The sequence below is a fragment of the Paracoccus sp. Arc7-R13 genome (assembly GCF_004010775.1).
GTDB lineage: Bacteria > Pseudomonadota > Alphaproteobacteria > Rhodobacterales > Rhodobacteraceae > Paracoccus > Paracoccus marcusii.
Genome location: NZ_CP034810.1, coordinates 1624253 through 1648415, shown reverse-complemented (window position 1 = coordinate 1648415; position 24163 = coordinate 1624253). Strand labels below are relative to the sequence as shown.

Here is a 24163-nt window from a genome sequence, read left to right as displayed (position 1 = left end):
TCTTGATGGGATAAACCGAGCTTGCATTCGAAGCTCTATATGCAACCTACGTGCGGTTTGCACCTGTGGGATTTCATCTGCGCAGATTTCTCGACTGTTCCAGCAACGGGGCGTCTTTTGGTTCAAGGGCTCTTCATCTGTGCAGGAGTCGCGTTGCCCCCGGAAAAACAGCTGAAACTCTGAGCATTGGAAAGGTTGAGTCTTCCTGGCAGCACCTTGATTGGGTCCACATATCGCGACTGCGTCCCGCTGCTTCGACTTTTTCCGAACACCAGACGCTGCGCTTGACTAGGCACATAGCTGGGCAGGCTCCTGTGACATTTTCCGTTCAAAACCGGCCATGCCATCTGGCGACGATCCATGCACGAAGGCTACTTTTATGAAATTCAATATCTCTGCGGTCATTTCCCTGACGCTTCTGGCGTCTTTGTCTCCAGCATTCGCACAGGTGGGCGATCCGGGCGAAAGCCTGCGCCCGGCCAAATTGATGGTCCTGGAAGAGGCCGCCGACTTCGTCGAGCGGCGGTTTTTCGGGCGAATCGCGGCCAGATCGACCGTTGATCTGTCCTTTCGGGCGGGCGGCCAGATTGAGGAACTGCCTATCCGACAAGGCCAGTTTGTCGAAGCGGGCACTCTTCTGGGACGACTTGATCGCGGTCCCTTCGAACGCGCCGTGAATGAGGCGCAGGTACAGCTTAATCAGGCCGAACGGCAGTTGGCACGTCTCAGTGAATTGGGGGCGGGCGTCGTAGCCCTAGCTGAAATCGAGAATGCCCAGAGCACACGTGACGTGGCACAGGTGGCCTATGAGGATGCATTGGACAGCCTGAACTATGCCACGATGCAAGCTCCCTTCGACGCGCTCATCTCGCAGCGACTGGCGGATCAATATGCGACAGTTGCGGCGGGCGAACCCGTCGTTCGAGCACATGACATGAGCGAAATCCAGGTTCACATTCAGGTGCCGGAAATCCTGTTCCGCCAGTTCGGCGGCCAGCTGGAGTTTCAGGCCAGCGCGCAGATGGTCGTCGACGGCCCTCTTTATCCATTGGAATACCGCGAGCTGACCGCCGAGGCTGCCGAAGCGGGCCAGACCTATCGCGTAGCCTTCGCGTTCGGCGAGGATCAGCCCGAAAATCTGTTGCCGGGGGCCTCGGCCACGGTTCAGGTCACCGTCCAGCGCCCGGGCTCGGACAGCGTCGTGACGCTGCCGGCCAGTGCGCTGCGCTATGCGCCCGATGGCCGCCCTCAGGTGCTGGTTTATCGCCCCGATGACGCCGACCCCGATCGCGGCACGCTGGCCAGTCGCAGCGTCACGATCGAACCCGCCGGGGGCACCAGGTTTTACATGCTGGACGGTCCCGAGCCGGGCGTGACCATCGTCGCCTCGGGCGCGGCGATGCTGGCTGACGGGACGCGGGTAGGCCGCTTTACTGGTCTGTCCAACGACAATGGTCCTACGCCCGAGGCGTCGCAATGAACCTAGCACGTAAGGCGATCGACGCGCCGCTTCTGACTTGGCTTTTGATTCTCGGCTGCCTTCTGGGCGGCCTGTGGGGGTATGCGACCGTAGGCCGGCTGGAGGACCCGAGCTTTACCATCAAGCAGGCGGTGGTGATCACCTCCTATCCCGGGGCCTCGGCGGAACAGGTCGCCCGCGAGGTCAGCGAGCCCCTAGAATCCGCGATCCAGCAGATGGCCTCGCTGGACACGGTGACCTCGTCGAACAAGCCCGGCTCATCGCGCATCGATGTCGAAATCCTGTCTACGGTCAGTGGGGCCGAGCTGCCGCAGGTCTGGGACGAGCTGCGCAACCGCGTGGCCGATGCCGGTGCCCAATTGCCCGAAGGCGCGAACCTGCCGGTCGTAAACGACGATTTCGGCGATGTGTTCGGGATCTTCATGGCGGTGACCGCGCCCGGGTTTTCGGATGCCGAGATCCACGAGATCTCGACCTATCTGCGGCGCGAGATCCTAACGGTCGAGGGCGTGTCGAATGTGGCCATCGCCGGTTTGCCGGAAGAGGCGGTCTATGTCATGCCAGACATGGCCATCGCATCCAATCTGGGTGTCCCGCCCGGCGCTTTGATCGACCAGATCAGCGCGGCGGCAGCCGTGTCACCCTCGGGGTCTTTGGCGGCGGACGGCAACCGCTTCGGGATCGACGTGCCGCGCGGCACCAACAGCGTCGATGCGCTGCGCGAGCTGACCGTGAACGTGGGAACCTCGGTATTTCAGATGACCGACATCGCCACGGTCGAACGCGGTCGCGTTCCCACCCCGCGCGAAATCATCCGCTTTGACGGGCAAGAGGCGTTCACGCTTGGCATAGCGGGTGTGTCGTCGCAGAACATCGTCGATATCGGCATGCGCGTCGATGCCAAGATAGCCGAACTGTTGCGGGAGCTGCCCCATGGCGTGCAGCTCCACCCCATTTATCAGCAACATCTGGTCGTGGACGAATCCTCGTCCGCATTTCTGGTCAATTTGGCGATGTCGGTGGCGCTGGTGGTGGTGGTGCTGGCGCTCTTTATGGGATGGCGGTCGGCGGTCGTCATCGGATCGACGCTGTTTCTGAACGTGATCGGAACGTTCTTCTTCATGTCGCTTGGCGGGATAGAAATGGAGCGGATCTCGCTTGGCGCGCTGATCATTGCGATGGGGATGCTGGTCGACAATTCGATTGTCTTGGCCGAATCGATGCAGATCAAGATGGCCTCGGGCAGCTCGTCCCGCGACGCCGCCGAGGATGGCGCGAAGCGGGTCCAGCTGCCGCTGCTGGGCGCGACGGTGATCGGCATCATGGCCTTTGCCGGCATCGGCCTGTCGCCGGATGCGACGGGCGAGTTCATGTTCTCGCTGTTCGCGGTGGTGGGGATCTCGCTGCTGCTGTCCTGGGTACTGGCGCTCACCGTCACGCCGCTTCTGGCCCATTACGTCTTCAAGCGCGGCAAGGGCGACGGTGAGGGTGGCGATTACAATGGCCCAGTCTTTCGGGCCTATCGCACGGTACTGGGTGGGGCGCTGAGGGCGCGCTGGCTGTTTCTGGCGGCGATGATCGTCATCACCGTGCTGTGCTTTCGCGGCTTTGCCTCGGTGCCCCAGCAGTTCTTTCCCGACAGCAGCACGCCGGTCTTTTATGCGCATTACAAACTGCCGCAGGGCAGCGACATCCACAGCGTGTCGGACGACATGCGCAAGGCCGAGGAATGGTTGCTGCAGCGCGACGAGGTGACGTCGGTCGCGACCTTCGTAGGCTCGGGGGCGACGCGCTTCATGCTGACCTATTCCCCAGAAGAGGCGCTGCCCAGCTATGGCCATCTGATCATCCGTACCGCCACGACCGAAACGATCCCGCGGCTGTTGGAGGATCTGAACGAATTTGGTCGCGAAACGCTGCTTGAGGGCGAGTTCCGGACCGAACGTCTGGCCTTTGGTCCCGGCGGCGGCGCGCCCATTCAGGCGCGGATTTCGGGGCCCGATCCAAAGGTTCTGCGCGCGCTGGCCGATCTGGTCAGCACCACGCTGACCCGGCAGGATGCGGGATTGATTGATATCCGGACTGACTGGCGCGAATACGAGCCCGTGCTGATCCCAGAATATGCCACGCAGCGCGCGCAGACGGCCGGGATTTCGCGCGCCGATCTGTCAGATGCCGCGCTGATGGCGACCGAGGGCCTGCCCGTCGCGATCTATCAGGAAGCCGACAGGCAGATCCCGATCCGCCTGCGCGGCAGCGGCGCCAATCCCGATCTCGCCCAGCAGATCGTCTATTCCGAGGCTGCCGAGGATTACGTCAGCATGGAGCAGCTGATCGAACGCGTTGGATGGGAGCCCCGCGACACCCTTATCCAGCGCCGCGACCGGGTTCCGACGATCACGGTCGAGGCGGGGATCCCCACAGGGGGCAATGCATCCGATGTCTTTTCTACCATCCGCGCCCCGGTCGAGGCAATCACCATGCCCGATAGTTATGTCCTCGAATGGGGAGGGGAATATGAAAACAGCACCGACGCGCAACGCAGTCTGGGCCAGCAATTGCCGGCTTCACTTCTGATCATGGTGCTGATCTCGATCCTTTTGTTTGGCAAGCTGCGCCAGCCGCTGATCGTGTGGCTTCTGGTGCCCATGGCCGTCAACGGAGTGGTGATCGGTCTTCTCATCACCGGCCTGCCATTCTCCTTCACCGCGCTTCTGGGGCTGCTGTCACTGTCGGGGATGTTGCTGAAGAACGGCATCGTATTGGTCGAGGAGATCGATCTGGTTCGGGCAGAGGGCATGCCCTTCCGAAAGGCGATCATTGAAGCATCGACATCAAGGCTGCGCCCGGTCGTGCTGGCGGCGGTCACCACAATCCTGGGGATGGCTCCGCTGTTGTGGGATCCATTCTTTGCCTCGATGTCGGTGACCATCATGGGCGGTCTGGCCTTCGCAACTATCCTGACCCTGATCGCCGCGCCGGTCCTCTATTACGTGTTGTTTAGCAAGGAAAGAAAAATGGAGGAAGGCGGGAGTGCTAATCCGGTCGGGGCAAGCGGATGATGCGCGGCCTTGCGGCGAATGGGGCTGCCTTCAGGTCACCCATGACAGCACCTGCTGAGAGGCTTCGTGGCGCTAGCAGACTCCGGCAGCAATGCGCGTCCCGCAAATCGGGTGCAGATCAGCGGTAACGGCCTGCGGGACGTGTTTGATAGACAGCCAGCGGCGGCTGGAACAATGGATAATGGGAGAACTGGAATGACCAACGCTCAAGGGTGCTTGCACGCGAACAGGGCATCCTGCCTTTTGATTATGGCCATCACCCTGTTCCTTGGCGGGTGCGCTGCCAGACCCGGTCCTGAGGTTCTGCGAACGATCGAGGCGCGCGTTCCCGGCGCGCAGACCGTCACCATCTATGCCGCCACGACCCGTGAGCGGGCGGCTGAGAACGCTAATGTCTTCACCTCGGGGCGTGCCAGCCAGCCGAACTACTCGTCCTTCGATATCTCGGTGCCGCCCAACCATCAGCCAGGCGTGATCGAATGGCCGGACGAAGAGATCGACCCGCAGACCAGCTTTGCCACGGTCGGGCAAAGCATCCTGACCCGGCAGGGCTTCCTGCAAAAGGTCGCCGCATCGCAAGACAGCAGAAAGGACGTGCTCATCTTCGTGCACGGCTATAACTACAACTTTCCCGAGGCGCTGTACCGGCTGACCCAAATGACGGTCGATGCCGATCTGGACAACACTCCGATCCTGTTCGCCTGGCCTTCTCAGGCTGCCATTGCGGGCTATGTGGCCGACAAGGAATCCGTTACCTATTCGCGCGATGCGCTGGCCGATCTGCTGGCGGCGCTGGCGCGGGACCAGCGCATCGGCACGATCACCGTCTTTGCCCACTCGATGGGCGGCTGGCTGACGGTCGAGGCGTTGCGCCAGCTGCGCCTGTCGGGGCAAAATGACATCCTTGACCGCCTGACCGTCGTGCTTGCGGCGCCCGATATCGACGTCGATGTGTTCCGCGCGCAGATGCAGGTCCTCGGCCCGATGACGCAGCCGATGGCAGTGCTGGTCTCGCCCGATGACCAAGCCCTGCGCGTCAGCAACCGGCTGAGCCGCACCCGCATGCGCGTCGGCGCGCTGGACATCACCGACCCGGCCGTGCAGCAGGCCGCGCGAGAGGCTCGCTTGGCGATCATCGACATCTCCAGCCTCGAGGCTTCGGACGGCCTGAACCATGACCGGTACGTCAGGCTGGCCTCCTTCTACGCCAATCGGGGGCGGGAGGGAGGAGACGGCCCTGGCCCTAGTCTTCGCCGCACAGGGGCCTTTGTATTCAACACGGTCGGCGCCACCCTTTCCAGCCCATTCTCGATCGTGGGCGAGGCTTTGGCGGGTGAGTAGGACCATCCCGCAGACCCGGCGTGGACGACGGTGGCTTGCCGGGGCTGCCTTCACGCTTGTCGTGCTGATCGCCGCAGCCCTGGTGGGGCTGGCCCTGAGGTATCAGCTGGATGGATTCGCGCGCTGGTTCTGGATCCTTGCCGTCGGCGTGACGGCCCTTGCCATTCTGGCGCTTCGGGCCGCCGGGCGACGCGGCGCGAGCCGGGCGGTGCTGCTGCCCCTCGTCGCCGTGGCTTTGGGATGGTGGCTGACGATCCGGCCCTCGGGCGATCGGGACTGGGCGCCAGATGTCGCCCATGGCGTGACCGCGCGGATCGAGGGGCAGACCGCCATTCTGGAGAATGTCCGCAATTTCGAGTGGCGCAGCGAACAGCATTTTACCCCGCACTGGGAAACGCGCCGCTATGATATCGGCGCGTTGTCCTCAGTCGATCTAGCAACATCGACATGGGGCAATCCAGCCATCGCCCATACGCTGATCAGCTTCGGCTTTTCTGACGGCGCCTTCCTGACCTTTTCAGCCGAGATCCGGCGAGAGCGGCACGAATCCTTTTCCGAGATCGGCGGCTTCTTCAAGAAATTCGAACTGGTGATGATTGCCGCCGACGAAGCGGACATCCTTCGGCTGCGGACCACCATGCGCCGCGAGGATGTCGCCCTGTACCCGTTGGACCTGACAGCGTCGCAACGCCGGGCGCTGTTCCTGACCTATCTGGACAAGGCGAACCAGCTGGCCGCGCAGCCCGCCTTCTATCATACGATTACCGCCAACTGCACCACGATCATCTTTCAACTGGCCCGGGTGGTCGAGCCGGGCATCCCGATGGACTGGCGCATCCTTCTATCCGGCTATCTGCCAGATTACCTGCATGACCATAGGGTGACCGGCGCCGGGCTGCCGCTAGAGGAGGTCAGGACTGACGCCCGTATCAGCGCCAAAGCACAGCAGGCCGACCCCGCCATTCCCTATTCCATTGCCATCCGTGCCGAGGATCCCCCCCGGCGCTGACCGTCGCCTTGCTTCCGCCGTTATCCTCGACTTTTCTTTCCTTCGCAAAACATAGAGGGTGTCATCCCCGGATTTCGTACGCCCGAGGGAAAGAGCGGAAGTTTGCGGTGAGCGGTGGCAATGCCGACTGAACTTTGCAACGGCATGAAGATAGGATCGTTGTGTGGCCGGCGACAGGTTGCGAAGCGTCATGTCGTCGATCATACGGCGACGCAGCGGGCTAACCGCTGATGTGGCATCAGCCATGGGATGGTCTCCTGATCAAAGGTTGGTCTCAGCAACCAAACCTTCTCATCAGGAGGCCATTCCCGCCAAGAGCGACGCCCTCCCGCGTCAGCGGGTTCGTTCAATCCCATGATTCCGGTTTTTGCAGAAACGCTTTAAAAGGGCTTGAGCTTCCAGTCTCTGGAAAGTGCAAGTTAAAACAAGACATCGAAAGGCTGGCAGACCATAGACCACGATCATCATCACGCGGCGCCCGAAATTCCGGCGGGGACCGAAACGGCGAAGGACCCGGTGTGCGGGATGACGGACGCTGTCAAGCCGGACGGACGTCACGCCGAGTTCCAAGGCGAGACCTTCCATTTCTGTTCGGAGAAATGCCGGACGAAGTTCAAGGCGGATCCGTGGTTCTACGCCTCGGGGCGTGCCGCCGGACAGAAGAAGGCTGCCCCGCCCGACGTCCAGTAGGGGAACTCGCCCGAGGCGGGGATCAGGGTGACGGCCTGCGTCAGTCCCTCGGCGGTGTCGGGATCGGCGAGCGGCCGGAAGACCTCGAAGGACAGCTGCGGCAGGCGGTTGCCGTAGGTCGAGAGCGGCAGTTCCTCGAAAACCGCATAGGCCGTGCCGCGATAGGCGGGGGTGCTGGCCGCGCCCATCCTGGCGGCGATGAACGGGTCCGACGTCTGCGTCTCGTTGCCGGGATGCACATCCGACCGAGCGTGGCGTCGCGGGCGGCCTGCCAGTCGAAGCTGGCCTGGATGCCCTGTGGGCCGCCGATCTCGATGCCCGGGCGCGGCAGATAGACGGTATGGACGGTGACGGTCAGGCCTTCGCCCGAGACGAGCGTCCAGGAGAACTCCAGCTCGCAGGGCGTGCCGTTGATCTCCTGCGTCACCAGCGTCGTATCGGCGAAACGCACCTCCGTCCGGCCGGTCAGCGCGGCAATCGAGGGATCGGCGCCGTCGATCATGCCGTCGGCGCGGACGGTCTCGATGCGGTCGAGATTGTTGGCGTAGGTGATCTCGGTCGAGATTACGTTGCCGAGCGCCGTGCCGTTCCTTTTGATCGCGCCGTTGAAATGCCCGAAGCGGATCAGGTCCAGTTCCGACGGTGTTCCCGCGCCGCTGGTCGTTGCCACCGTCTCGCCCTGAGCGACCAGCCGCGCGGTGGCGGTGAGCAAGCCCGAACGCTGCATTTGCCAGCTGAGCTGGTCCAGCACCACGCCGGAATAGATCGCATAGCGCGGCACCTCGGGCATGGCGGTCTCGATCGCCAAGCTGGCCGCGCCGTCCACCGGCAGATTAACCGGCTGCGGGGCTTCCGCTTCCACCCAGTCGCAGAGACCGCCGAGCGGGCGGTCGGCGGCGAGCGCCGTGCCAATGCTGGCGCAGAGCGTGTCAAACGCAGCGTCCCGGATCGCGCCCTGCACCACGGCCTTGATCTCGGCGCGGTGCTGGTAGTGATAGGTGAGCGGCGACAGCGTCACTTCCGGCTCGCCGTCACGCAGGATCAGCAGCCCGGCTGCTAGCACACGTTCCGGCAGTACCTCACCGCGCTGCGCGGTGGCGGGCAGCGCCGACAGCCGCGTGTGCAACGCGGCGAGGATGGTTTAACGAGTGGAGGGCATTGGGTATTCCCAAGCTCAATGTAGGTTCGAGCCCAGAGCCGTCATTCGATCCAGGCTGGTATAGGGAGCGTGAGATGCTTCAGATAAGGAGCGACATTGCCGCCGCTCAACTGCCTGGCACGTGCTTTTCCTCGCTCACATAGCCCACAACAGCAGTTAGACTGCTGGAACAACGGCGGCAGAGGGAGAGCCATGGATATTGGGAAAGACGGTAATCGTGTCGTGCGAGTTCATGAGATCGGCGGGCCAGAGGTGTTGCGCATCGACCAGCTTCCGGCAGAGCCTCCGGCTCCTGACGAGGTCGGCATTCAGGTGCACGCCATCGGGTTGAACCGGGCGGATGTCATGTTTCGCCGGAACACCTATATCGAGAAGCCGGTGCTCCCGTCTCGCCTCGGCTTCGAGGCTGTGGGGCGGGTCACGGCGCTTGGCGCCGGAGTCCAAGGGTTTCAGGTCGGTCAGCGGGTCAGTGTCGTGCCGGGTGCGCCGCTTGGGGCGCATGGCACCTGTGGAGACTGGGTCAATGTCCCCGCCACGCGGGTTCTGCCGGCCCCGGAAGGCCTGAATGATGTTCAGACCGCCGCGCTGTGGATGTCCTATGGAACACCCTATGGCGCATTGATCGAGGTCTGCCGCCTGCGTGAAGGGCAACGGGTGCTGATCACGGCGGCGAACAGCACCGTGGGGCTGGCCGCGATCCAGATTGCCCGCATGGCTGGGGCGATCCCGATCTGCACCGTGCTAACCGAGAACCTGCGCCGGCCCATCCTCGAGGCAGGGGCCGATGCGGTGATCGCCATGGAGAGCGAGGATCTGGCTCAGGGACTAGAGGCGGCGGCCCAGGATGGGATCGACGCGGCATTCGACGCGGTTGGCGGGCCGCAGGTCGCCGATATTGCCGAGGCCATGCGCCCGCGCGGCACCATCGTCATTCACGGCGCGCTCAGCAATGAGCCGACCCCATTCCCGCTGAAGCTGGCGCTGCGCAAGAACCTGTCCCTGCGCGGCTATTATTACACCAAAGTCACGGATGACCCCGCCGCGCTGTCCCGGGCGCAAGGCTTCCTTTCCGACGGTATTGCGGCAGGAATCATCGCCCCCCGGATCGATCGCAGCTTCACGCTCGATGAGATTGCCGATGCCCACGCATATCTGGAAAGCGGGCAGCCGTTCGGCAAGGTCGTGGTATTGACGTAACCCTTCAGTCGACGGCAACTGCGTCCCGCTTCACGGATATCACTCCCTCCGTCCGTCCCCCCAGTTCGCCACGATCAGCCCCGGCACCGCATCGCGCCCCCGCTCAGCATCCCGCGCGAGGTCCAGACGCTTCGGCAGCCTGACCTGTGGCACCAGCAGAAAGATCGGCGCGCGGGCGGGCCCGTATTCCTTCGGCACATCACACCACCGCAACCCATTGCGGTTGATGAAGATTATGCCGCTGAGAACGCGGCGATCATCGACGCGGGGCTTGCCATGACTCTTGGGAAAGAACGGCTTCAGGCATTCCATCTGGGCATCGCTCAGCAAGTAAAGATTGCTCATCGATAAGGTCTCCCTGCGGAGCCTGAATCATGCCAAACGCCTGAAATCAATGGGTCTGGAGCCTAAGTAAGACATGCTGGCGCTGTACTGCACTGGGGCTCGCCTCTGAACGGATTTACATCATAAGATGGACAAGCCTCGATAGGAGAAGCAGATGGGCAGTCAGGTTGTGGATGCAGTACATGACACCGCCGCGTATGGTGCGCCCGACTTCGCAGCCGTGGTCGTGCTGCTAGCCGCAGCAGTCATTGCGGTAACGCTTTTCCGGCGACTAGGCTTGGGGTCGGTCTTGGGATCCCTGGTCAGAATGATGAAGGAGAGCGTCAGCTTTTCTTCGGCGCCAGACCGCATCATCAGAGCATCCATGACCAGTGACGCATCGCGATCTGCCTTCATGGACCAACCGACCGCGCGGCGGGAAAACAGGTCCAGAATCGAGCCGTAGGAACGCCACTGGTCCGAGTGACCATGGCGAGGCGCGACATACAGCCAGCCCTCGGCAGTCCAGATGTATGTGAAATCGGCCAGCCACTTTTGGTTTGGCCGATCTGCCTGGAAATCCCGGTCCAGGCCTCGCCGGTTCACTCGAACCAGTGGCGTTCACCGGCTCGATGTCGGCAATGATTGAGCGTTCACCATCGTCCTTGGACTAGCCTGTGCGCCGAGGCCGAGCCCAGAAGGCGTTGCAGCGCATCAGTCGCAGGGTCCTGTGCAAGCCGCAGGCCAGTCCTTCTTCCAGAACATCGTGCCACACGCGCCGCGCGCCATAGGTTCGATCACTGGCTTTGAAGCTCGTCTCGATCGCCATGACCAACTTGGCATCATGGATCTCGCGGGTGCTGGTCGGGCGGTTGAGCCAGGCGTGGAAGCCGGAGCGCGAAACCTCCAGCGCCTCGTAGAGCCAACTTAGACTGGCCAAATGTGCCGGTGCTTGGCAATGCAGGCGAATCTCATGTCGCCTCGCGCGCGAAAAAAGCCGTCGCCTTCTTGAGGATGTCGCGCTCCGCCCGGAGCCGGACGACCTCTTTCTTCAGGGCTGCGATCTCCGCTAGGTCGGCACGCATTTGTACGTTTCCGGGAAAGGCAGCAGCCGGGGCTGCACTCAGCTCCCTCATCCAGCGGCGCAGCACACTCTCGGATAGGTCGAGGTCGCGTGCGGCCTGCGACACCGCTACGCCCCGATCGGTTACCAGCTTCACGGCCGCTGACTTGAGCTCACGGCTGAACTTTCGTTTCGTCATATCCACTCTCCAGTTCCTTGGTCACGATCTTATCTTCGTGTCCACGAAACCGGCAGCAGCTCACGCCGGTGTCGCCGGGGGAAGTGCGCCTGTGGCAGGCCACACGCTTGCCGGCGCGGAAGATCTCGACGGTGCCCGCCGTCATCCGTGCCCAGAGCTGCTGGCGGATCAGGTCGTGTGGCACCGAGTAATGGTGGCCTTCCAGTCGGACATGATAGACGGCACTAACCGTGGCGCGGCGCCAGTCGGCATGGACGAAACGCTCCGGAGGCAGCGGCTGCATGGCCTGGCGATCGAGCGTGTCGAGAAGGTTCTGACGCGCGGCGCCCAGATGACGGCTGACACGGGCGTTCATCTCCAAGTCGCCGTTAGCGAGTTTGGGCCTATGATGAATGCATTATCAAATGAGCCATGCGGTCCCGCACACATGCGAAACCGCATGAGGGTCATGTCGGCTCAGGTTTCCTCAACCACTCGCATGTATAGGTCGCCGCCCTCGCGGTATTTCTGCGCCATGGCGGCCATGCCCTCTTTCTGCGCCTCGGCACGGATGTCGTGGGAAATTCGCATCGAACAGAATTTCGGCCCACACATCGAACAGAAATGTGCGACCTTATGCGCCTCTTTCGGCAGGGTTTCGTCGTGGAAGGCGCGCGCCGTCTCAGGGTCCAGTGACAGATTGAACTGGTCCTCCCACCGAAACTCGAACCGAGCGCGAGACAGGGCGTCGTCGCGAAGCTTTGCCGCCAATTGCCCCTTGGCCAGGTCGGCGGCATGGGCAGCGATCTTATAGGTGATGACGCCTGTCTTTACGTCATCCCGGTCGGGCAGACCCAGATGCTCTTTGGGCGTGACATAGCAGAGCATCGCTGTGCCGAACCAGCCGATCATCGCCGCGCCGATGCCCGAGGTGATGTGATCATAGCCCGGCGCGATGTCGGTCGTCAGCGGCCCGAGGGTGTAGAACGGCGCCTCGCCGCAGACGGCAAGCTGCTTGTCCATGTTCTCCTTGATCTTGTGCATCGGCACATGGCCGGGGCCTTCGATGATGACCTGGCAGTCCTTGGCCCAAGCGATCCTGGTAAGCTCGCCCAAGGTCTCCAGTTCGGCGAATTGCGCTGTATCGTTTGCGTCCGCAATGGAGCCGGGGCGAAGCCCGTCGCCAAGGCTGAAGCTGACGTCATAGGCGCGCATGATGTCGCAGATCTCCTCGAAGCGCTCGTAGAGGAAGCTCTCGCGGTGGTGATGCAGGCACCATTTTGCCATGATTGAGCCTCCCCGGCTGACAATCCCCGTGACGCGATCCACCGTAAGCGGGATCATGTGCAGACGCACCCCCGCATGGATGGTGAAGTAGTCCACCCCCTGCTCGGCCTGCTCGATCAGCGTGTCGCGGAAGATCTCCCATGTCAGGTCTTCGGCGATGCCGCCGACCTTTTCCAACGCCTGGTAGAGCGGCACGGTGCCGATGGGCACAGGCGAATTGCGGATGATCCATTCGCGGATGTTGTGGATGTTGCGGCCCGTGGACAGGTCCATCACCGTATCCGCGCCCCAGCGGGTCGCCCAGACCATCTTCTCGACCTCTTCGGCCATCGAGGAGGTCACAGCGGAGTTGCCGATATTGGCGTTGATCTTGACCAGAAAATTGCGACCGATGATCATCGGTTCGGCTTCGGGATGGTTGATGTTGGACGGAATGACCGCCCGCCCGCGCGCCACTTCGTCGCGGACGAATTCGGGGGTGACGAAATCAGGGATGGCGGCGCCGAGGCTTTCGCCGTCGCGTACTATCCTTTCGCGGATCGCCGTGCGGCCCAAATTCTCGCGGATCGCGATGAATTCCATCTCGGGCGTGACGATGCCCGCGCGCGCATAGGCAAGCTGGGTGACCGCTTTCCCGTTCCGCGCCCGCAAGGGGCGGTGGCGGATGGGAAACTCGGGTGTTAGCCGGTCGCCTGAGGCAAAACCGTTGTCCTCGGGCTTCACAGGCGCGGAAGGCCGCGTTCGATCGCGATTTCGGCGGCCGGATCGGTATAGGGACCTGAGGAGTCATAGACCGTCACCGGCGGCTCGCCCGCGCTTGGATGCAAGGCGATCTCGCGCATGGGCACACGGATGTCGGGGTGCAGCACGCCCGGCCTGAACACCTTGACAGAGGCGGGCAGTGGTCCGGTGGTAACCGTCGGGGTTTCTTTAGATGTCATGTCGAGGCTCCTCGCGTCGCAGCATTGAAGACCCAGCACCGACGGGAGGGAATAGAATGCCCCACTGGTCGCATGCGACCGGAAAGGCATCCGCACCGTCCCTACGCCAGTATGAACTGGATCAGGTTCGTAGGGTCACAGCGCTGCCTTGCGGCCCAGCCGTATCTCAGCCCCTTGTCGGGACACCCCTGGTGAGGACGTAAGAATGCGAAAGGGTGCCTCTCTTGTCAATTGACCTCAACGACGCTCCAAGGATCGAAATCGTTCAAGATTCAAACCTCATTTACCACTTGGGTTAACCGGCTGCTTGGTCGGCATAGCTGCCGCTTGGCGGCGTCCTGGCGTTCATATTCGGAGAGCCTGATTGTACGCTGACCTATCCCCTATCAGGCGCTCCTACGAAAGATTTCAAAGTGGCGAGCCGCAGAACTGGCGCCGCGCGTTGCAATGCGGAACAGATCCGCACGACGACACTCAGCACCTCGACGGATCGACACGACGGGGAAACCTTGCCTGCCGGTCACACAGCGTTTGTGCCACTTCTTCATGCTGACAGCCGCCGAGGCGGAGGTGTCCCTTACCTTTGCTGGCGGCAGAACCAAGGAATGTATTGCAGCCGACCAGGCCTCGACGTTCTGGACAAAGGTCGAAATCGCTCTTGATAAAACCGGAGCAACCAATCTGTATAAACTCAATCGTTCGTTGGCGATCCCGGTCGGTTCTTATTAGCCGACGCGATTCAGAAAATGGCCAGCCGTACCTGTTCGTTCTTTTCAGGATAGAACCCGCTGCGACAAGACGGAAGGTCATGTCGTTTTGCGTAGGGAGGGCCATACCGATGTCTGTCAAAGTCACGTTTGCCGACTTGAAGTGGTTCAAGGGAATGCACGATTTCCAGACCGACGCGACCCCCGTCGCTAAGCTCTTGATCCTCAGCGTCCGCACCCATCATGAGTACGGGCGCCGTGGATGCGCGGCCCAGACGTCAGTCCGTTGGCCGAGGCGACGAGAGCGTCGCGGTCTATCTCAAAATGCCGATAAAGATCGCCGATGGTGCCGGTCTGTCCGAAATGCTCGACACCGTGTGGAATGGTAGCATGGCCTGCGACCGAACCCAGCCAGGCCAGCGTAGCGGGATGCCCGTCAATGACTGTGATTAAGCGGCATTGGCGCGGCAGATCGCCCAACAATCTCTCGACATGGCTGATGGCTTGGCTGTTCCCGCGTGCGCGTTCGCGCTGTGCCGCGATCCACCCGGCGTTCAAGCGGTCGGCCGAAGTAACCGCCAGCACGCCGATGTCGCGGCGCGTGGTGCCGATCAGCCCTGCCGCCGCGATCGCTTGGTCGGCCACGGCGCCTTGATAGGCGATCACGATCTCGCAGTTGGGGCCTGGTTTGCGCAGCCAGTAGGCGCCGTCGATTGCACCCTGGCGGAAGGCCTGATCGACGCGGGTTCCGGGCTGTTCCAAAGGCTTGGTGGTCAGGCGCAGATAAACCGATCCACCTGTTTCGTCGCGAAGCCAGGTGCGTTCATCGAAAGCGCCGTCACCGTCGCGCTGTAGATAGTCGAAGGCCCATTCCATGATGACGGCAAGCTCGTCGGCGAAGGCCGGCTCGAAGCTGGCGAGCCCATCCTGCGCCATTCCGGTCAACGGCGTGCCGATGGACTGGTGCGCGCCCCCTTCCGGCGCCAGGGTCACGCCCGAGGGCGTCCCGACGACGATGAAGCGCGCATCCTGGTAGCAGGCATAGTTCAGCGCATCCAGCCCCCGATGAACGAAGGGGTCGTATAGCGTTCCGATGGGGATCAGCCGCTTGCCGAACAGGCTGTGCGACAGGCCGGCGGCGCCCAGCAGCAGGAACAGGTTCATCTCGGCAATGCCCAGTTCAAGATGCTGGCCCTCGGGCGCAAACTCCCATCTTGCGGTCGAGGGGATACGGTGTTCGATGAACGCATCGGCTCGCGCCTGCCGTGAGAACAGCTTGCGGCGGTTGACCCAAGGACCCAGCGATGTGGTTCCGGTCACATCGGGCGAGGTGGTGATGATCCGTTCGGCCAAGGCGCTATCCCCCTTGGCCAACTGGTCGAGGATCTTGCCAAAGGCTGCCTGTGTGGAGATCTCCCGATCCGCCACGGGCGAAAGGTCTGGTATCGCCAGCCGCGCATCGCCGTGTCGCCGCGTCCCGCCGGCAAAGAAGGGCACGCGCGACAGGAAGTCCTGAAACGCTTCCCTGTCCACCACGCCCGCAAAGGGGTCCCATTCGTGCCCTTCCGCCACGCCCATGTGCCGCCGCCATTCCTCCATCTGCGCCTTGGTCATCAGGCCGCCATGGTTGTCCTTGTGCCCGGCAATGGGCGTGCACCAACCCTTAATCGTATAGGCGATAAAACAGGTTGGGCGGTCATGTGTCACTCCCGCAAAGGTCTGCGCCATGGTTTCCACGCAGTTGCCGCCCAAGTTCTCCATCAACGCTGCAAGCTCTGGGTCCGAGCGGCGTTCGATCAGCGCGGACACCTCGCCCTGATCGCCCAGATCATCCATCAGCCGTTTGCGCCAAACCGCGCCGCCTTGATAGGTCAGCGCCGAATACTGGGCATTCGGACAGGCATCAATCCATTCGCGCAAGCAATGGCCGCCCGGTTCATCAAAGGCCACGCGCTGCAACACGCCGTACTTGATGCGGATCACATTCCAGCCAAAGGCCTCGAAGATCTTCTCGACGCGGCCGAACAGACCCTCGCGCACGATCCCGTCCAGCGACTGACGGTTATAGTCGATGATCCACCAGCAATTGCGCAGATCGTTCTTCCAACCCTCCTGCAGGGCCTCGTAGATGTTGCCCTCGTCCAGTTCGGCATCGCCGGCAAGCGCCACCATCCGACCCATTGGCAGGCCCGCAGCCCACGGCTTGGCCGCCACGAAATCCTGCACCAGCGACGCAAAGCTGGTGATCGCCACGCCCAGACCGACCGAGCCGGTCGAGAAATCCACATCGTCGGTGTCCTTGGTCCTGCTAGGATAGCTTTGCACGCCGCCCAAGCCGCGGAACGCTTCCATCCGCGCGCGGGTCTGCCGGCCCATCAGATACTGCATGGCATGGAAGACCGGCGAAGCATGCGGTTTCACGGCCACCCGATCCTCGGGGCGCAAGGCCGAGAAGTAGAGCGCCGTCATGATCGACACCATCGACGCGGACGACGCCTGGTGCCCGCCGGTCTTTATGCCATCCACCTTGGGCCGGATATGGTTGGCATGATGGACCATCCAGTGTGACAGCCACAGCAGCTGTTGCTCGACGGTCTTCAGATGTCCGGCTTCGATAATCATCGTTCCCCCCAATGCTTTTGTGTCAGTTTTTCCGTTGCGCGCTTGTGGCCGCCACCATCCCTGCAAGGACCAGGGCAAGCCCTGCCAGAAAGACGGGCGACAGCCGGTTGGACAGGATTACAACCGATGCCGCGATGCCAATCAGCGGCACGCCAAGTGTGAAGTTCGACATGGCAAAGGTCGAGATCCGGCGCCCGTGCTCTGCCGAGATCACAAAGCAGGCTGAAGTAGCGACAGGTCCGATGAAGACCAGAAGCTCGACAAGATGCACGCTCCAGCGGATGCCGTGGGGCAGGCCCTCGAACGCCAGCGCAAGGCCGGCAAGCGGCACAGTTGCCAGCAGCATCTGCCACGGCGCTAGCGTCAAGGGCGTCGAAATCCAGCGATGGAGCCGGACGTGCAGGATCACTGCTGACCAAGCCAGTGCCGCGATCATCAGAAAGCCCGCCCCCATGAAGGCGCCCGGCGCGCTCCAGTCGGTTTCGAGGGGAGAGCAGATCAAGGCGACCCCGGCCAGGCCTGTCAGCAGCGCCGCGACCTGCGCCCGGGCTGGCCGCGCGCGAAAGACAAGCCAGGCAAGCGCGACGGTCCACAGCGGTGTGGTATAGGCCAGCAGCACCGAATGGCTGGTATCGGTTCGGGTCATAGCAATCATACCCAAGCCCGTGAAGGTCATCATCTGCAGCAGGCCGGTGCTGAGAACGATGGGCATGTCGCCGCGTTTCGGCATGGTGACTCCGCCGCGCAGCGCCAAAAACGCGAACAGGCAGACGGCGGCCGACCCGAAGCGGAAGGTCGCAAGCCATAAGGGCGGCACCGCGGTCAGCGCCATCTGCGTCGCAGGCCAGCTGAAACCCCACAGCAGCACCATCAGCGACAACCACAACCGGCTGTTTCCGGTCCGGCAAGGGTGCGAGGTGGCGGCGGGGGCAGCGCAGGACATGGACAGCCTTGACAGATGGGATATGAGGCCATTGTGACACCGATGCGACGGGCAATCCGACCTATTCGGACCCAAGCTGAAGATGTAATAGGAAAACTCTACCTAGGTCTTGGCTGTTGGAGGAAAACATGACCCCAGAAGAGCCCGAACTGGACACGGCCAGTTTGCGAATCCTTGATTCGCTGCAGCAGGATGCCGAACTCAGCAACGCTGAACTGGCCGAACGCGTGAACCTATCGGCTTCGCCCTGCTGGCGGCGCGTGGCCGACATGCGTGAGCGCGGGGTGATCCGCGGCTCGGTCGCCTTGGTCGATCCAGTCAAGCTGGGCCTGCTGGTCAACGTGTTTGTCCATGTCACGCTGGCACGTCAGGACAAAGCCTCGCTCGGGACGTTCACCGACGCCATCAAGGACCGGCCCGAGGTGATGGAATGCTACCTGATGACCGGTTCCGAAGATTTCATGCTGCGCGTGGTAGTCGAGGATCTGCTGCGCTATCAGGATCTGGTGATGAACGTCCTGACCCAGATCCCGGGCGTGGCCAACATCCGGTCAAGCTTCGCCCTGGATCAGGTGAAATACACCACGGCCCTGCCGACCGGACATCTGCGCAAGGGCTGAGGGTCAGGTCGTGTCGCGTGGATCGTGTCCAACCGGCTTGCCGTAAAGGCCGATGTTTTCGTCGCCCCAAGTCTTCAGGGCACGCAGGATCGGCTCCATCGTGCGCCCCAGATCGGACAATGAATACTCTACCTTGGGCGGTACCTGGGCGTAAACCTTGCGGGTGATCAGCCCATCCTCCTCCATCTCGCGCAACTGGTTGGTCAGCATGCGCGGCGTGCAGTTCTGCATGTGGCGGCGGATCTCGTTAAAGCGCAGTGTGCCGGACAGCAGGTGCCACAGGATGATCGACTTCCACTTGCCGTCGATCAGCCCGATTGCCGCCTCGACCGAACAGCCGGGCGTGCAATCGAAGCGGGAATGGCGGGCCTTGACCATGACAGTATCCTTTTCGACACTATATGCATTGTTTGTGCGTATTGTCGAAACCCAAAAGTAAGACCAGTTTCGCCTTGACGCAAACGAAACAGTGGAGCGATCTCATGAAGGCCATCGGCTACAAGATACCCGGACCCATCGACCACCCGAATGCGCTGCAGGACATCGAGCTGCCGCGTCCGATCGCGACCGGCCATGACCTGCTGGTCGAGGTGGCGGCGGTGTCGGTCAACCCGGTGGACACAAAGGTGCGCAAAAGCGCCACCCCGACCGAGGGCGACTGGAAGGTGCTTGGCTGGGATGCGGTCGGCCGGGTGGCCGAGGTCGGGCCCGAGACCCAAGGCTTCGCCGTCGGCGACGAGGTTTTCTATGCCGGATCCATTACACGCCCCGGCGCGAACAGTCAGTTCCATCTCGTCGATGCCAGGATCACCGGACACAAGCCCAAGTCGCTGACCAATGCCGAGGCCGCCGCCCTGCCGCTGACGGCCATCACCGCGTGGGAGATGCTGTTCGACCGGCTGGACATCCGCCGCCCCGTTCCGGGCGCGGCCAATGCCATCCTGATCATCGGCGGCGCAGGCGGCGTCGGATCCATCGCCATCCAGCTTGTCCGCGCGCTGACCGACCTGACGGTGATTGCCACCGCCTCGCGTCCGAAAACACAAGGCTGGGTGCGTGACCTCGGGGCGCACCACGTTATTGATCACCACGGTGATCTGGCGGCGCAGGTCGAGGCCCTGGGCATCGGGTCGCCGGGCTTCGTGTTTTCCACCAACCAGAGCGACCGGCATTTGAAGGGCATTCAGACCCTGATCGCGCCGCAAGGTCGCTTTGGCCTGATCGACGACCCCGAAACGTTGGACGTGCTGGGCTTCAAGCGCAAGGCTGCCTCGGTGCATTGGGAACTGATGTTCACCCGCTCGATCTTCGGCACGCCGGACATCGGCGAGCAGGGCAAGCTGCTGAACGAGGTGGCGAGACTGGTCGATGCCGGGCGCATCCGCACCACGCTGACCGAAACGCTGTCGCCGATCAATGCCGAGACCCTGAAGAAGGCCCATGCCCTGATCGAAACGAACACTGCACGCGGCAAGATCGTGCTGGAAGGGTTCTGATGTCCGGAATTATTCACCTGGTCGCGACGCTGGTGGCTATACCCGGGGGCGGTCCCGCAGGCCGCCCTCACTGGGATGCTCGCGGACGTCCGCGCTGAGCAGGGCTGCGTGCACTACGACCTGAATCGCGATCGTGACCGCCTGCGGTCGGCCGAGTAAGGGAGCTGCCCCGGCCCGCCCAACTCTATGTTCCAGCCGATCGACTGGCGGATTTCGACCATCCATCAAAATTCGAGGGGCATTGAGGCGGAGCGGCCGGCGCGAAAGCGACCATTATCTTTGCCATAACCCCGACATAGCCAAGGCTTTCGGGTTACGAGATGCGGGGATCGGCCCATTGGCCCGTAGACTCGTGCGATTTGGTCCATGGAGGCGCCCTCCTGCAGACGTGCGCAGCGCGCGGCATGGGCCGCACGGCTGCCCTGCGCGCCAATATAAAAGGGGGGCTATATACTTAACTAGCCGGAAAGCGGCTAGTTAGGTATATAGCCCCCTAAAAAATGTATGGTCTGCCCCACTATTGCAAGGTTTTCGCTCTGACCGTCCGGCTTGCGTAAATGTATCCGGCCTCTGATCAGTCAGCCGCTTTTGGCGACAAGGCCTTGACGAGATCCGCCCCTCGGGTTCCAGATTAGTGGCGCGGGATAAAGTCCCGTTTTTTTGCGCGTGGCTTACCTGTGGTCGATCAACCGTTTGGACATCACATCCCCTGCAATCGGTTCTGCGGCGAAGAGGTCAGCGCGCGGCTGCGCCGCTCGACTGCAGATAGACGGTGCCGGGTCTGGTCGGGATGGCCCAGACGATCCGGGTCAGCTTGTTTGCCAGGGCGACGACGGCCTTGTTGCGGTGCGTTCGCGCTTCCAGAGCCGAGAGCCAGCCGCCCAGAGCGTGGCTTGCACGGTTGCGATGCAAAAAGCACGATCTCGCGCCGTGAATGATCAGCCGCCGCACGTAACGATTGCCCCGCTTGCTAATACCCAGAGGAGTCTGTTTGCCCCCGGTCGAATGCTCTGCTGGCACCAACCCCAGCCAGGCGGCCAGATCACGCGCCTTGCGGAATCGCCTGTCGTCTCCGGCGGCTGCGATAATTGCGGTTGCACCCAATGGCTCGATGCCCGGAATGGCGACAAGACGGCAGACCGCCTCATGTTCGCGGGCATAGGCGTCGACCTTGGCATTCACGGCTTTGATGCGCCCTTCGGTATAGGCAAGATCATCGAGCAGCGCCCGCATGGCAGGTGTCAGATCGTTCCCCGCATTGGCCAGATGCCTGCGGATGTCGGCATGGAAACCGCCGGCGCCGACACGCATCGCCAGCCCGTATTCAAGGCATAAAGCGCGCGCTTGGTTCATCAGCGCCGTTCTATGTCCCACCAGCCGGTGGCGAATGCGGTGGAGCGCCTGAAGATCGACCTGCTCGGGCGTCCGCACTTCGACAAATCGCATGGTCGACCGCGTCACAGCTTCGGCGATCGCCGCCGCATCTACGGTGTCGGTCTTGTTGGACTTGACATAGGGCTTCACGAAGCGCGCCGGAATAATCCGGGCATCATGACCCATCGCGACAAGCCGCCGCGCCAGCCATTGCGATCCGGGGCAGGCCTCCATGCTGATCAGCACCTTCGGCGCCGCTTCGAAGAACGCCATCAGCGTATCACGCGAGAACTTTGCGCGTTGGATCGTTGCGCCGGAGGCATCCAGCGCAACGACATGGAACACCGTCTTACCGATATCAATGCCAAAGGCGGCAGTCTCAGGGACAGGTTTGGTTCGCATCCTTTCTCTCCTCATGGTCAGGTGACACCCCGATGCTACGCCGGGGCGCGGGGCGGGCCATCCCATTAGTGGTATGGCCCGCAGTGAAGCGTGAAGTCGTCGCATATCTTCGGGCTGAGCATGGCCTGTCGGAGCGGCGGGCCTGCCATATCGTCGACGCGGATCGAACGATGATCCGCTATCGATCTCAGCATGCCCCGGACACGGTTCTGCGCGGTCGGTTACGAGATCTGGCCAACAAGCGCCGGCGGTTCGGCTATCGGCGCCTCTTCGTGTTGTTGCGCCGCGAGGGCGAGCCGTCCGGTATCAACCGGATCTACCGGCTCTACCGCGAAGAGGGGCTGACGGTGCGCAAACGGAAGGCCCGGCGCAAGGCTGTCGGGACGCGGGCGCCGCTCCTTGTCGAGACGGGACCCAATGCGCGCTGGTCGCTGAATTTCGTCCATGACCAGTTCGCCAACGGCCAGCGGTTCCGGGTGCTCAACGTGGTAGACGATGTCACCCGGGAATGCCTCGCGGCGATCCCGGACACTTCGATATCCGAACGGCGCGTCGCACGAGAGCTATCGGCCCTGATCGAGCGTCGAGGGAAGCCTGGAATGATTGTCTCAGACAACGGCACCGAATTGACCTCGAACGCCACCCTGCGGTGGTGTTCCGAGTACAAGATCGAATGGCACTACATCGCACCGGGAAAGCCTATGCAGATTGGGTTTATCGAGAGCTTCAACAGGCGGATGCGCGATGAACTGCTCAATGACACCATGTTCCGCAACCTGGCACACACGCGCGCGTAGTGATCGCGGCTTGGGCCGCAGACTACAACACCGAACGCCCCCATTCGGTCTTGGATTACAAAACACCGGCCGACTACGCACGGACCCTGACCACCGCAATCGCCCGACCCGCTGCCCGAGATGAAAGCTCCGCGCGTCGGGCGATTGCTCAACCTGCGCCCATAGGCGTAAACACCAAGCGAGCTCCGGTCGCGGCTGGATGAAGGATCAGTGGCAGGTCAACAATCAACAACTGCGACAGCCCTTTGACATTTCGGAATGCCGTCATCAAATTTAATGATGATCATCATCATTAAATACTCAATCTCTAGGGCAGGCAGTTGCACCAATGACCGATAAGACAGTTTTTGACACCTACACGCTAGGCGGGATCACTCTCTCCAACCGCGTGGTGCTCGCGCCGCTCACACGCAACCGCGCCGGCGAGGGCCTAGTTCCGAGTGAGTTCGCAGCGGAATACTACTCGCAGCGTGCCAGCGCAGGCCTCGTGATCACCGAGGCGACACAGATTTCCAAACAGGCGCAGGGTTATCAGAACACGCCAGGCCTTTATACGCCCGAACAGATCGCTGCATGGCGCAAGGTGACCGATGCGGTCCATGCGAAGGGCGGGCGCATTTTCGTGCAGCTTTGGCACGTCGGCCGCGTCAGCCATGTCGATCTGCATGGAGGTGAAGCACCGGTTGCACCATCGGCGATCCGGGCCGAAACCAAGACCTTCGTGAACGACGGCTTTGCCGATGTGTCCGAGCCGCGGGCTCTGGAGACAGCCGAAATTGCCGACATCGTCGAGGATTTCCGCAAGACGGCAGCCAATGCCATTGAGGCCGGGTTCGACGGTGTCGAAGTTCATGGCGCCAATGGCTATCTGCTCGACCAGTTCCTGCGCAGTTCCTCCAACGTCCGCACCGATGCCTATGGCGGATCGGTCGAAAACCGCGCCCGTCTGCTGCTTGAGGTCGTGGCGGCCGTAGCGAAGGAGATCGGCGCGGATCGCACCGGCGTTCGGCTGTCGCCTGTATCGCCCGCCAGCGGGGCCGTGGTTACTGGCGAAGAACAAGAGCAGTTCAACTATGTCGCCGAGAAGCTGAATGGCCTCGGGATCGTCTACATCCACGTGGTGGAAGGCGAGACCGGCGGCCCGCGCGATGCCGCACCGTTCGACTACGCGGCGCTGCGGAGCCGCTTCAAGAACACCTACATCGCCAACAATGGTTACGACCTTAACCTCGCGAACCAGCATCTGGCGGCTGGCAAGGCCGATCTCATTGCCTTTGGCAGGCCGTTCATTGCGAATCCCGATCTGGTCGAGCGATTAAAGACCGGGGCGGAACTGAACCAGATCGATGAGACAACGCTCTATGGCGGCGGCGCAAAAGGCTACATCGACTATCCGACGCTCGACGGCTGAGATCGCACCGCCAAGGGACGGCCTTGCTGCCGTCCCTGATCAGACATCCATAGATAATGT

Annotated in this window: 16 protein-coding genes, 5 pseudogenes and 1 riboswitch; of the genes and pseudogenes, 10 read left to right on the top strand and 11 right to left on the bottom strand. The window is 62.3% G+C overall.

From position 1 onward, the window contains the following. Positions 1 to 379: 379 nt before the first annotated feature. The 4 genes from EOJ32_RS08180 (at position 380) to EOJ32_RS08165 (ending at position 6892) form a co-directional block, all read left to right on the top strand. The gene (locus tag EOJ32_RS08180; protein ID WP_164871408.1) at positions 380 to 1480 is read left to right on the top strand and encodes an efflux RND transporter periplasmic adaptor subunit; all 1101 of its coding nucleotides are present in this window, start codon (positions 380 to 382) and stop codon (positions 1478 to 1480) included. Continuing rightward, positions 1477 to 4542, top strand: coding sequence for an efflux RND transporter permease subunit (locus EOJ32_RS08175; RefSeq protein ID WP_127898212.1), 3066 nt, complete (start codon positions 1477 to 1479; stop codon positions 4540 to 4542). Before EOJ32_RS08180 ends, EOJ32_RS08175 begins: the two co-directional genes overlap by 4 nt. A 195-nt stretch (positions 4543 to 4737) precedes the next feature. Further along, on the top strand, positions 4738 to 5883 hold the full coding sequence (locus EOJ32_RS08170) for an alpha/beta hydrolase (protein ID WP_127898211.1): 1146 nt from the start codon (positions 4738 to 4740) through the stop codon (positions 5881 to 5883). Then, the gene (locus EOJ32_RS08165) at positions 5876 to 6892 is read left to right on the top strand and encodes a DUF4105 domain-containing protein (protein WP_205963140.1); all 1017 of its coding nucleotides are present in this window, start codon (positions 5876 to 5878) and stop codon (positions 6890 to 6892) included. The genes EOJ32_RS08170 and EOJ32_RS08165 overlap by 8 nt, the downstream gene beginning before the upstream one ends. Here EOJ32_RS08165 and EOJ32_RS20675 read toward each other — a convergent pair. After that, complete coding sequence (locus EOJ32_RS20675; protein WP_371706133.1) at positions 6785 to 7084, bottom strand: hypothetical protein; 300 nt, start codon at positions 7082 to 7084, stop codon at positions 6785 to 6787. The genes EOJ32_RS08165 and EOJ32_RS20675 overlap by 108 nt on opposite strands. A gap of 333 nt (positions 7085 to 7417) precedes the next feature. Between EOJ32_RS20675 and EOJ32_RS08155 the strand changes: the two genes are divergently transcribed. Then, on the top strand, positions 7418 to 7582 hold the full coding sequence (locus EOJ32_RS08155; RefSeq protein ID WP_240542377.1) for a YHS domain-containing protein: 165 nt from the start codon (positions 7418 to 7420) through the stop codon (positions 7580 to 7582). Between the two features lie 40 nt (positions 7583 to 7622). On the opposite strand, the gene EOJ32_RS20400 is transcribed toward EOJ32_RS08155, so the two are convergent. Next, entirely contained in the window at positions 7623 to 8708 is a 1086-nt protein-coding gene (locus EOJ32_RS20400) for a phage tail tube protein (protein ID WP_240542376.1), read from the bottom strand. Between the two features lie 225 nt (positions 8709 to 8933). Here EOJ32_RS20400 and EOJ32_RS08140 point away from each other — a divergent pair, with 225 nt between their 5' ends. Then, positions 8934 to 9938 (top strand): zinc-dependent alcohol dehydrogenase family protein, encoded by a 1005-nt coding sequence (locus EOJ32_RS08140; protein WP_127898210.1) that lies wholly within the window; start codon positions 8934 to 8936, stop codon positions 9936 to 9938. Positions 9939 to 9977: 39 nt separating this feature from the next. On the opposite strand, the pseudogene EOJ32_RS20395 reads toward EOJ32_RS08140, so the two are convergent. The 7 genes and pseudogenes from EOJ32_RS20395 to EOJ32_RS08095 all read right to left on the bottom strand — a co-directional run. Continuing rightward, positions 9978 to 10121: pseudogene (locus EOJ32_RS20395) on the bottom strand (DUF6441 family protein); the annotation flags it as partial. Then, positions 10110 to 10283 (bottom strand): annotated as a pseudogene (locus EOJ32_RS08135) (transposase); the annotation flags it as partial. The pseudogenes EOJ32_RS20395 and EOJ32_RS08135, both read right to left, overlap by 12 nt. A 289-nt stretch (positions 10284 to 10572) precedes the next feature. Continuing rightward, positions 10573 to 11524, bottom strand: a pseudogene (locus EOJ32_RS20390) (IS3 family transposase); the annotation flags it as partial. After that, positions 11499 to 11879, bottom strand: coding sequence for a hypothetical protein (locus EOJ32_RS08115; protein WP_127898206.1), 381 nt, complete (start codon positions 11877 to 11879; stop codon positions 11499 to 11501). The pseudogene EOJ32_RS20390 and the gene EOJ32_RS08115, both read right to left, overlap by 26 nt. Positions 11880 to 11980: 101 nt before the next feature. After that, positions 11981 to 13731, bottom strand: a pseudogene (gene thiC, locus EOJ32_RS08110) (phosphomethylpyrimidine synthase ThiC). Between the two features lie 80 nt (positions 13732 to 13811). Beyond that, a riboswitch (TPP riboswitch) is annotated at positions 13812 to 13931 on the bottom strand. Positions 13932 to 14663: 732 nt separating this feature from the next. Continuing rightward, the gene (locus tag EOJ32_RS08100) at positions 14664 to 17060 is read right to left on the bottom strand and encodes a 1-deoxy-D-xylulose-5-phosphate synthase N-terminal domain-containing protein (protein ID WP_127898204.1); all 2397 of its coding nucleotides are present in this window, start codon (positions 17058 to 17060) and stop codon (positions 14664 to 14666) included. A gap of 22 nt (positions 17061 to 17082) precedes the next feature. Further along, positions 17083 to 17892 carry a DMT family transporter gene (locus EOJ32_RS08095; RefSeq protein WP_240542375.1) on the bottom strand — a complete coding sequence of 270 codons (810 nt, stop codon included), beginning with the start codon at positions 17890 to 17892 and terminating at the stop codon, positions 17083 to 17085. 239 nt (positions 17893 to 18131) lie between these two features. Between EOJ32_RS08095 and EOJ32_RS08090 the strand changes: the two genes are divergently transcribed. Next, positions 18132 to 18623 (top strand): Lrp/AsnC family transcriptional regulator, encoded by a 492-nt coding sequence (locus EOJ32_RS08090; protein ID WP_127898202.1) that lies wholly within the window; start codon positions 18132 to 18134, stop codon positions 18621 to 18623. A gap of 3 nt (positions 18624 to 18626) precedes the next feature. Here EOJ32_RS08090 and EOJ32_RS08085 read toward each other — a convergent pair whose 3' ends face one another. Then, on the bottom strand, positions 18627 to 19001 hold the full coding sequence (locus EOJ32_RS08085) for a helix-turn-helix domain-containing protein (protein ID WP_127898201.1): 375 nt from the start codon (positions 18999 to 19001) through the stop codon (positions 18627 to 18629). 104 nt (positions 19002 to 19105) lie between these two features. Here EOJ32_RS08085 and EOJ32_RS08080 point away from each other — a divergent pair, with 104 nt between their 5' ends. Next, positions 19106 to 20119: a zinc-binding alcohol dehydrogenase family protein gene (locus EOJ32_RS08080; RefSeq protein WP_127898200.1), complete on the top strand. Its 1014-nt coding sequence runs from the start codon at positions 19106 to 19108 to the stop codon at positions 20117 to 20119. Positions 20120 to 20854: 735 nt separating this feature from the next. On the opposite strand, the gene EOJ32_RS08075 is transcribed toward EOJ32_RS08080, so the two are convergent. Further along, positions 20855 to 21895 carry an IS110 family transposase gene (locus EOJ32_RS08075; protein WP_127898199.1) on the bottom strand — a complete coding sequence of 347 codons (1041 nt, stop codon included), beginning with the start codon at positions 21893 to 21895 and terminating at the stop codon, positions 20855 to 20857. Between the two features lie 68 nt (positions 21896 to 21963). On the opposite strand from EOJ32_RS08075, the pseudogene EOJ32_RS08070 reads away from it, so the two are divergent. Together EOJ32_RS08070 and EOJ32_RS08065 are read left to right on the top strand one after the other, a co-directional pair. Then, positions 21964 to 22895: pseudogene (locus tag EOJ32_RS08070) on the top strand (IS3 family transposase); the annotation flags it as partial. Between the two features lie 125 nt (positions 22896 to 23020). After that, a complete protein-coding gene (locus EOJ32_RS08065; protein ID WP_127898198.1) occupies positions 23021 to 24103 on the top strand; it encodes an alkene reductase in 1083 nt (360 codons plus the stop codon). Positions 24104 to 24163: the final 60 nt, after the last annotated feature.

What these genes read in the sequence shown, in the direction of transcription:
- EOJ32_RS08180 (WP_164871408.1), top strand. Translation starts at nt 380, where the DNA reads ATGAAATTCAATATCTCTGCGGTCATTTCCCTGACGCTTCTGGCGTCT.
- EOJ32_RS08175 (WP_127898212.1), top strand. Translation starts at nt 1,477, where the DNA reads ATGAACCTAGCACGTAAGGCGATCGACGCGCCGCTTCTGACTTGGCTT.
- EOJ32_RS08170 (WP_127898211.1), top strand. Translation starts at nt 4,738, where the DNA reads ATGACCAACGCTCAAGGGTGCTTGCACGCGAACAGGGCATCCTGCCTT.
- EOJ32_RS20675 (WP_371706133.1), bottom strand. Translation starts at nt 7,084, where the DNA reads ATGACGCTTCGCAACCTGTCGCCGGCCACACAACGATCCTATCTTCAT.
- EOJ32_RS08155 (WP_240542377.1), top strand. Translation starts at nt 7,418, where the DNA reads ATGACGGACGCTGTCAAGCCGGACGGACGTCACGCCGAGTTCCAAGGC.
- EOJ32_RS08140 (WP_127898210.1), top strand. Translation starts at nt 8,934, where the DNA reads ATGGATATTGGGAAAGACGGTAATCGTGTCGTGCGAGTTCATGAGATC.
- EOJ32_RS08115 (WP_127898206.1), bottom strand. Translation starts at nt 11,879, where the DNA reads ATGAACGCCCGTGTCAGCCGTCATCTGGGCGCCGCGCGTCAGAACCTT.
- EOJ32_RS08100 (WP_127898204.1), bottom strand. Translation starts at nt 17,060, where the DNA reads ATGATTATCGAAGCCGGACATCTGAAGACCGTCGAGCAACAGCTGCTG.
- EOJ32_RS08095 (WP_240542375.1), bottom strand. Translation starts at nt 17,892, where the DNA reads ATGGCGCTGACCGCGGTGCCGCCCTTATGGCTTGCGACCTTCCGCTTC.
- EOJ32_RS08090 (WP_127898202.1), top strand. Translation starts at nt 18,132, where the DNA reads ATGACCCCAGAAGAGCCCGAACTGGACACGGCCAGTTTGCGAATCCTT.
- EOJ32_RS08085 (WP_127898201.1), bottom strand. Translation starts at nt 19,001, where the DNA reads ATGGTCAAGGCCCGCCATTCCCGCTTCGATTGCACGCCCGGCTGTTCG.
- EOJ32_RS08080 (WP_127898200.1), top strand. Translation starts at nt 19,106, where the DNA reads ATGAAGGCCATCGGCTACAAGATACCCGGACCCATCGACCACCCGAAT.
- EOJ32_RS08075 (WP_127898199.1), bottom strand. Translation starts at nt 21,895, where the DNA reads ATGCGAACCAAACCTGTCCCTGAGACTGCCGCCTTTGGCATTGATATC.
- EOJ32_RS08065 (WP_127898198.1), top strand. Translation starts at nt 23,021, where the DNA reads ATGACCGATAAGACAGTTTTTGACACCTACACGCTAGGCGGGATCACT.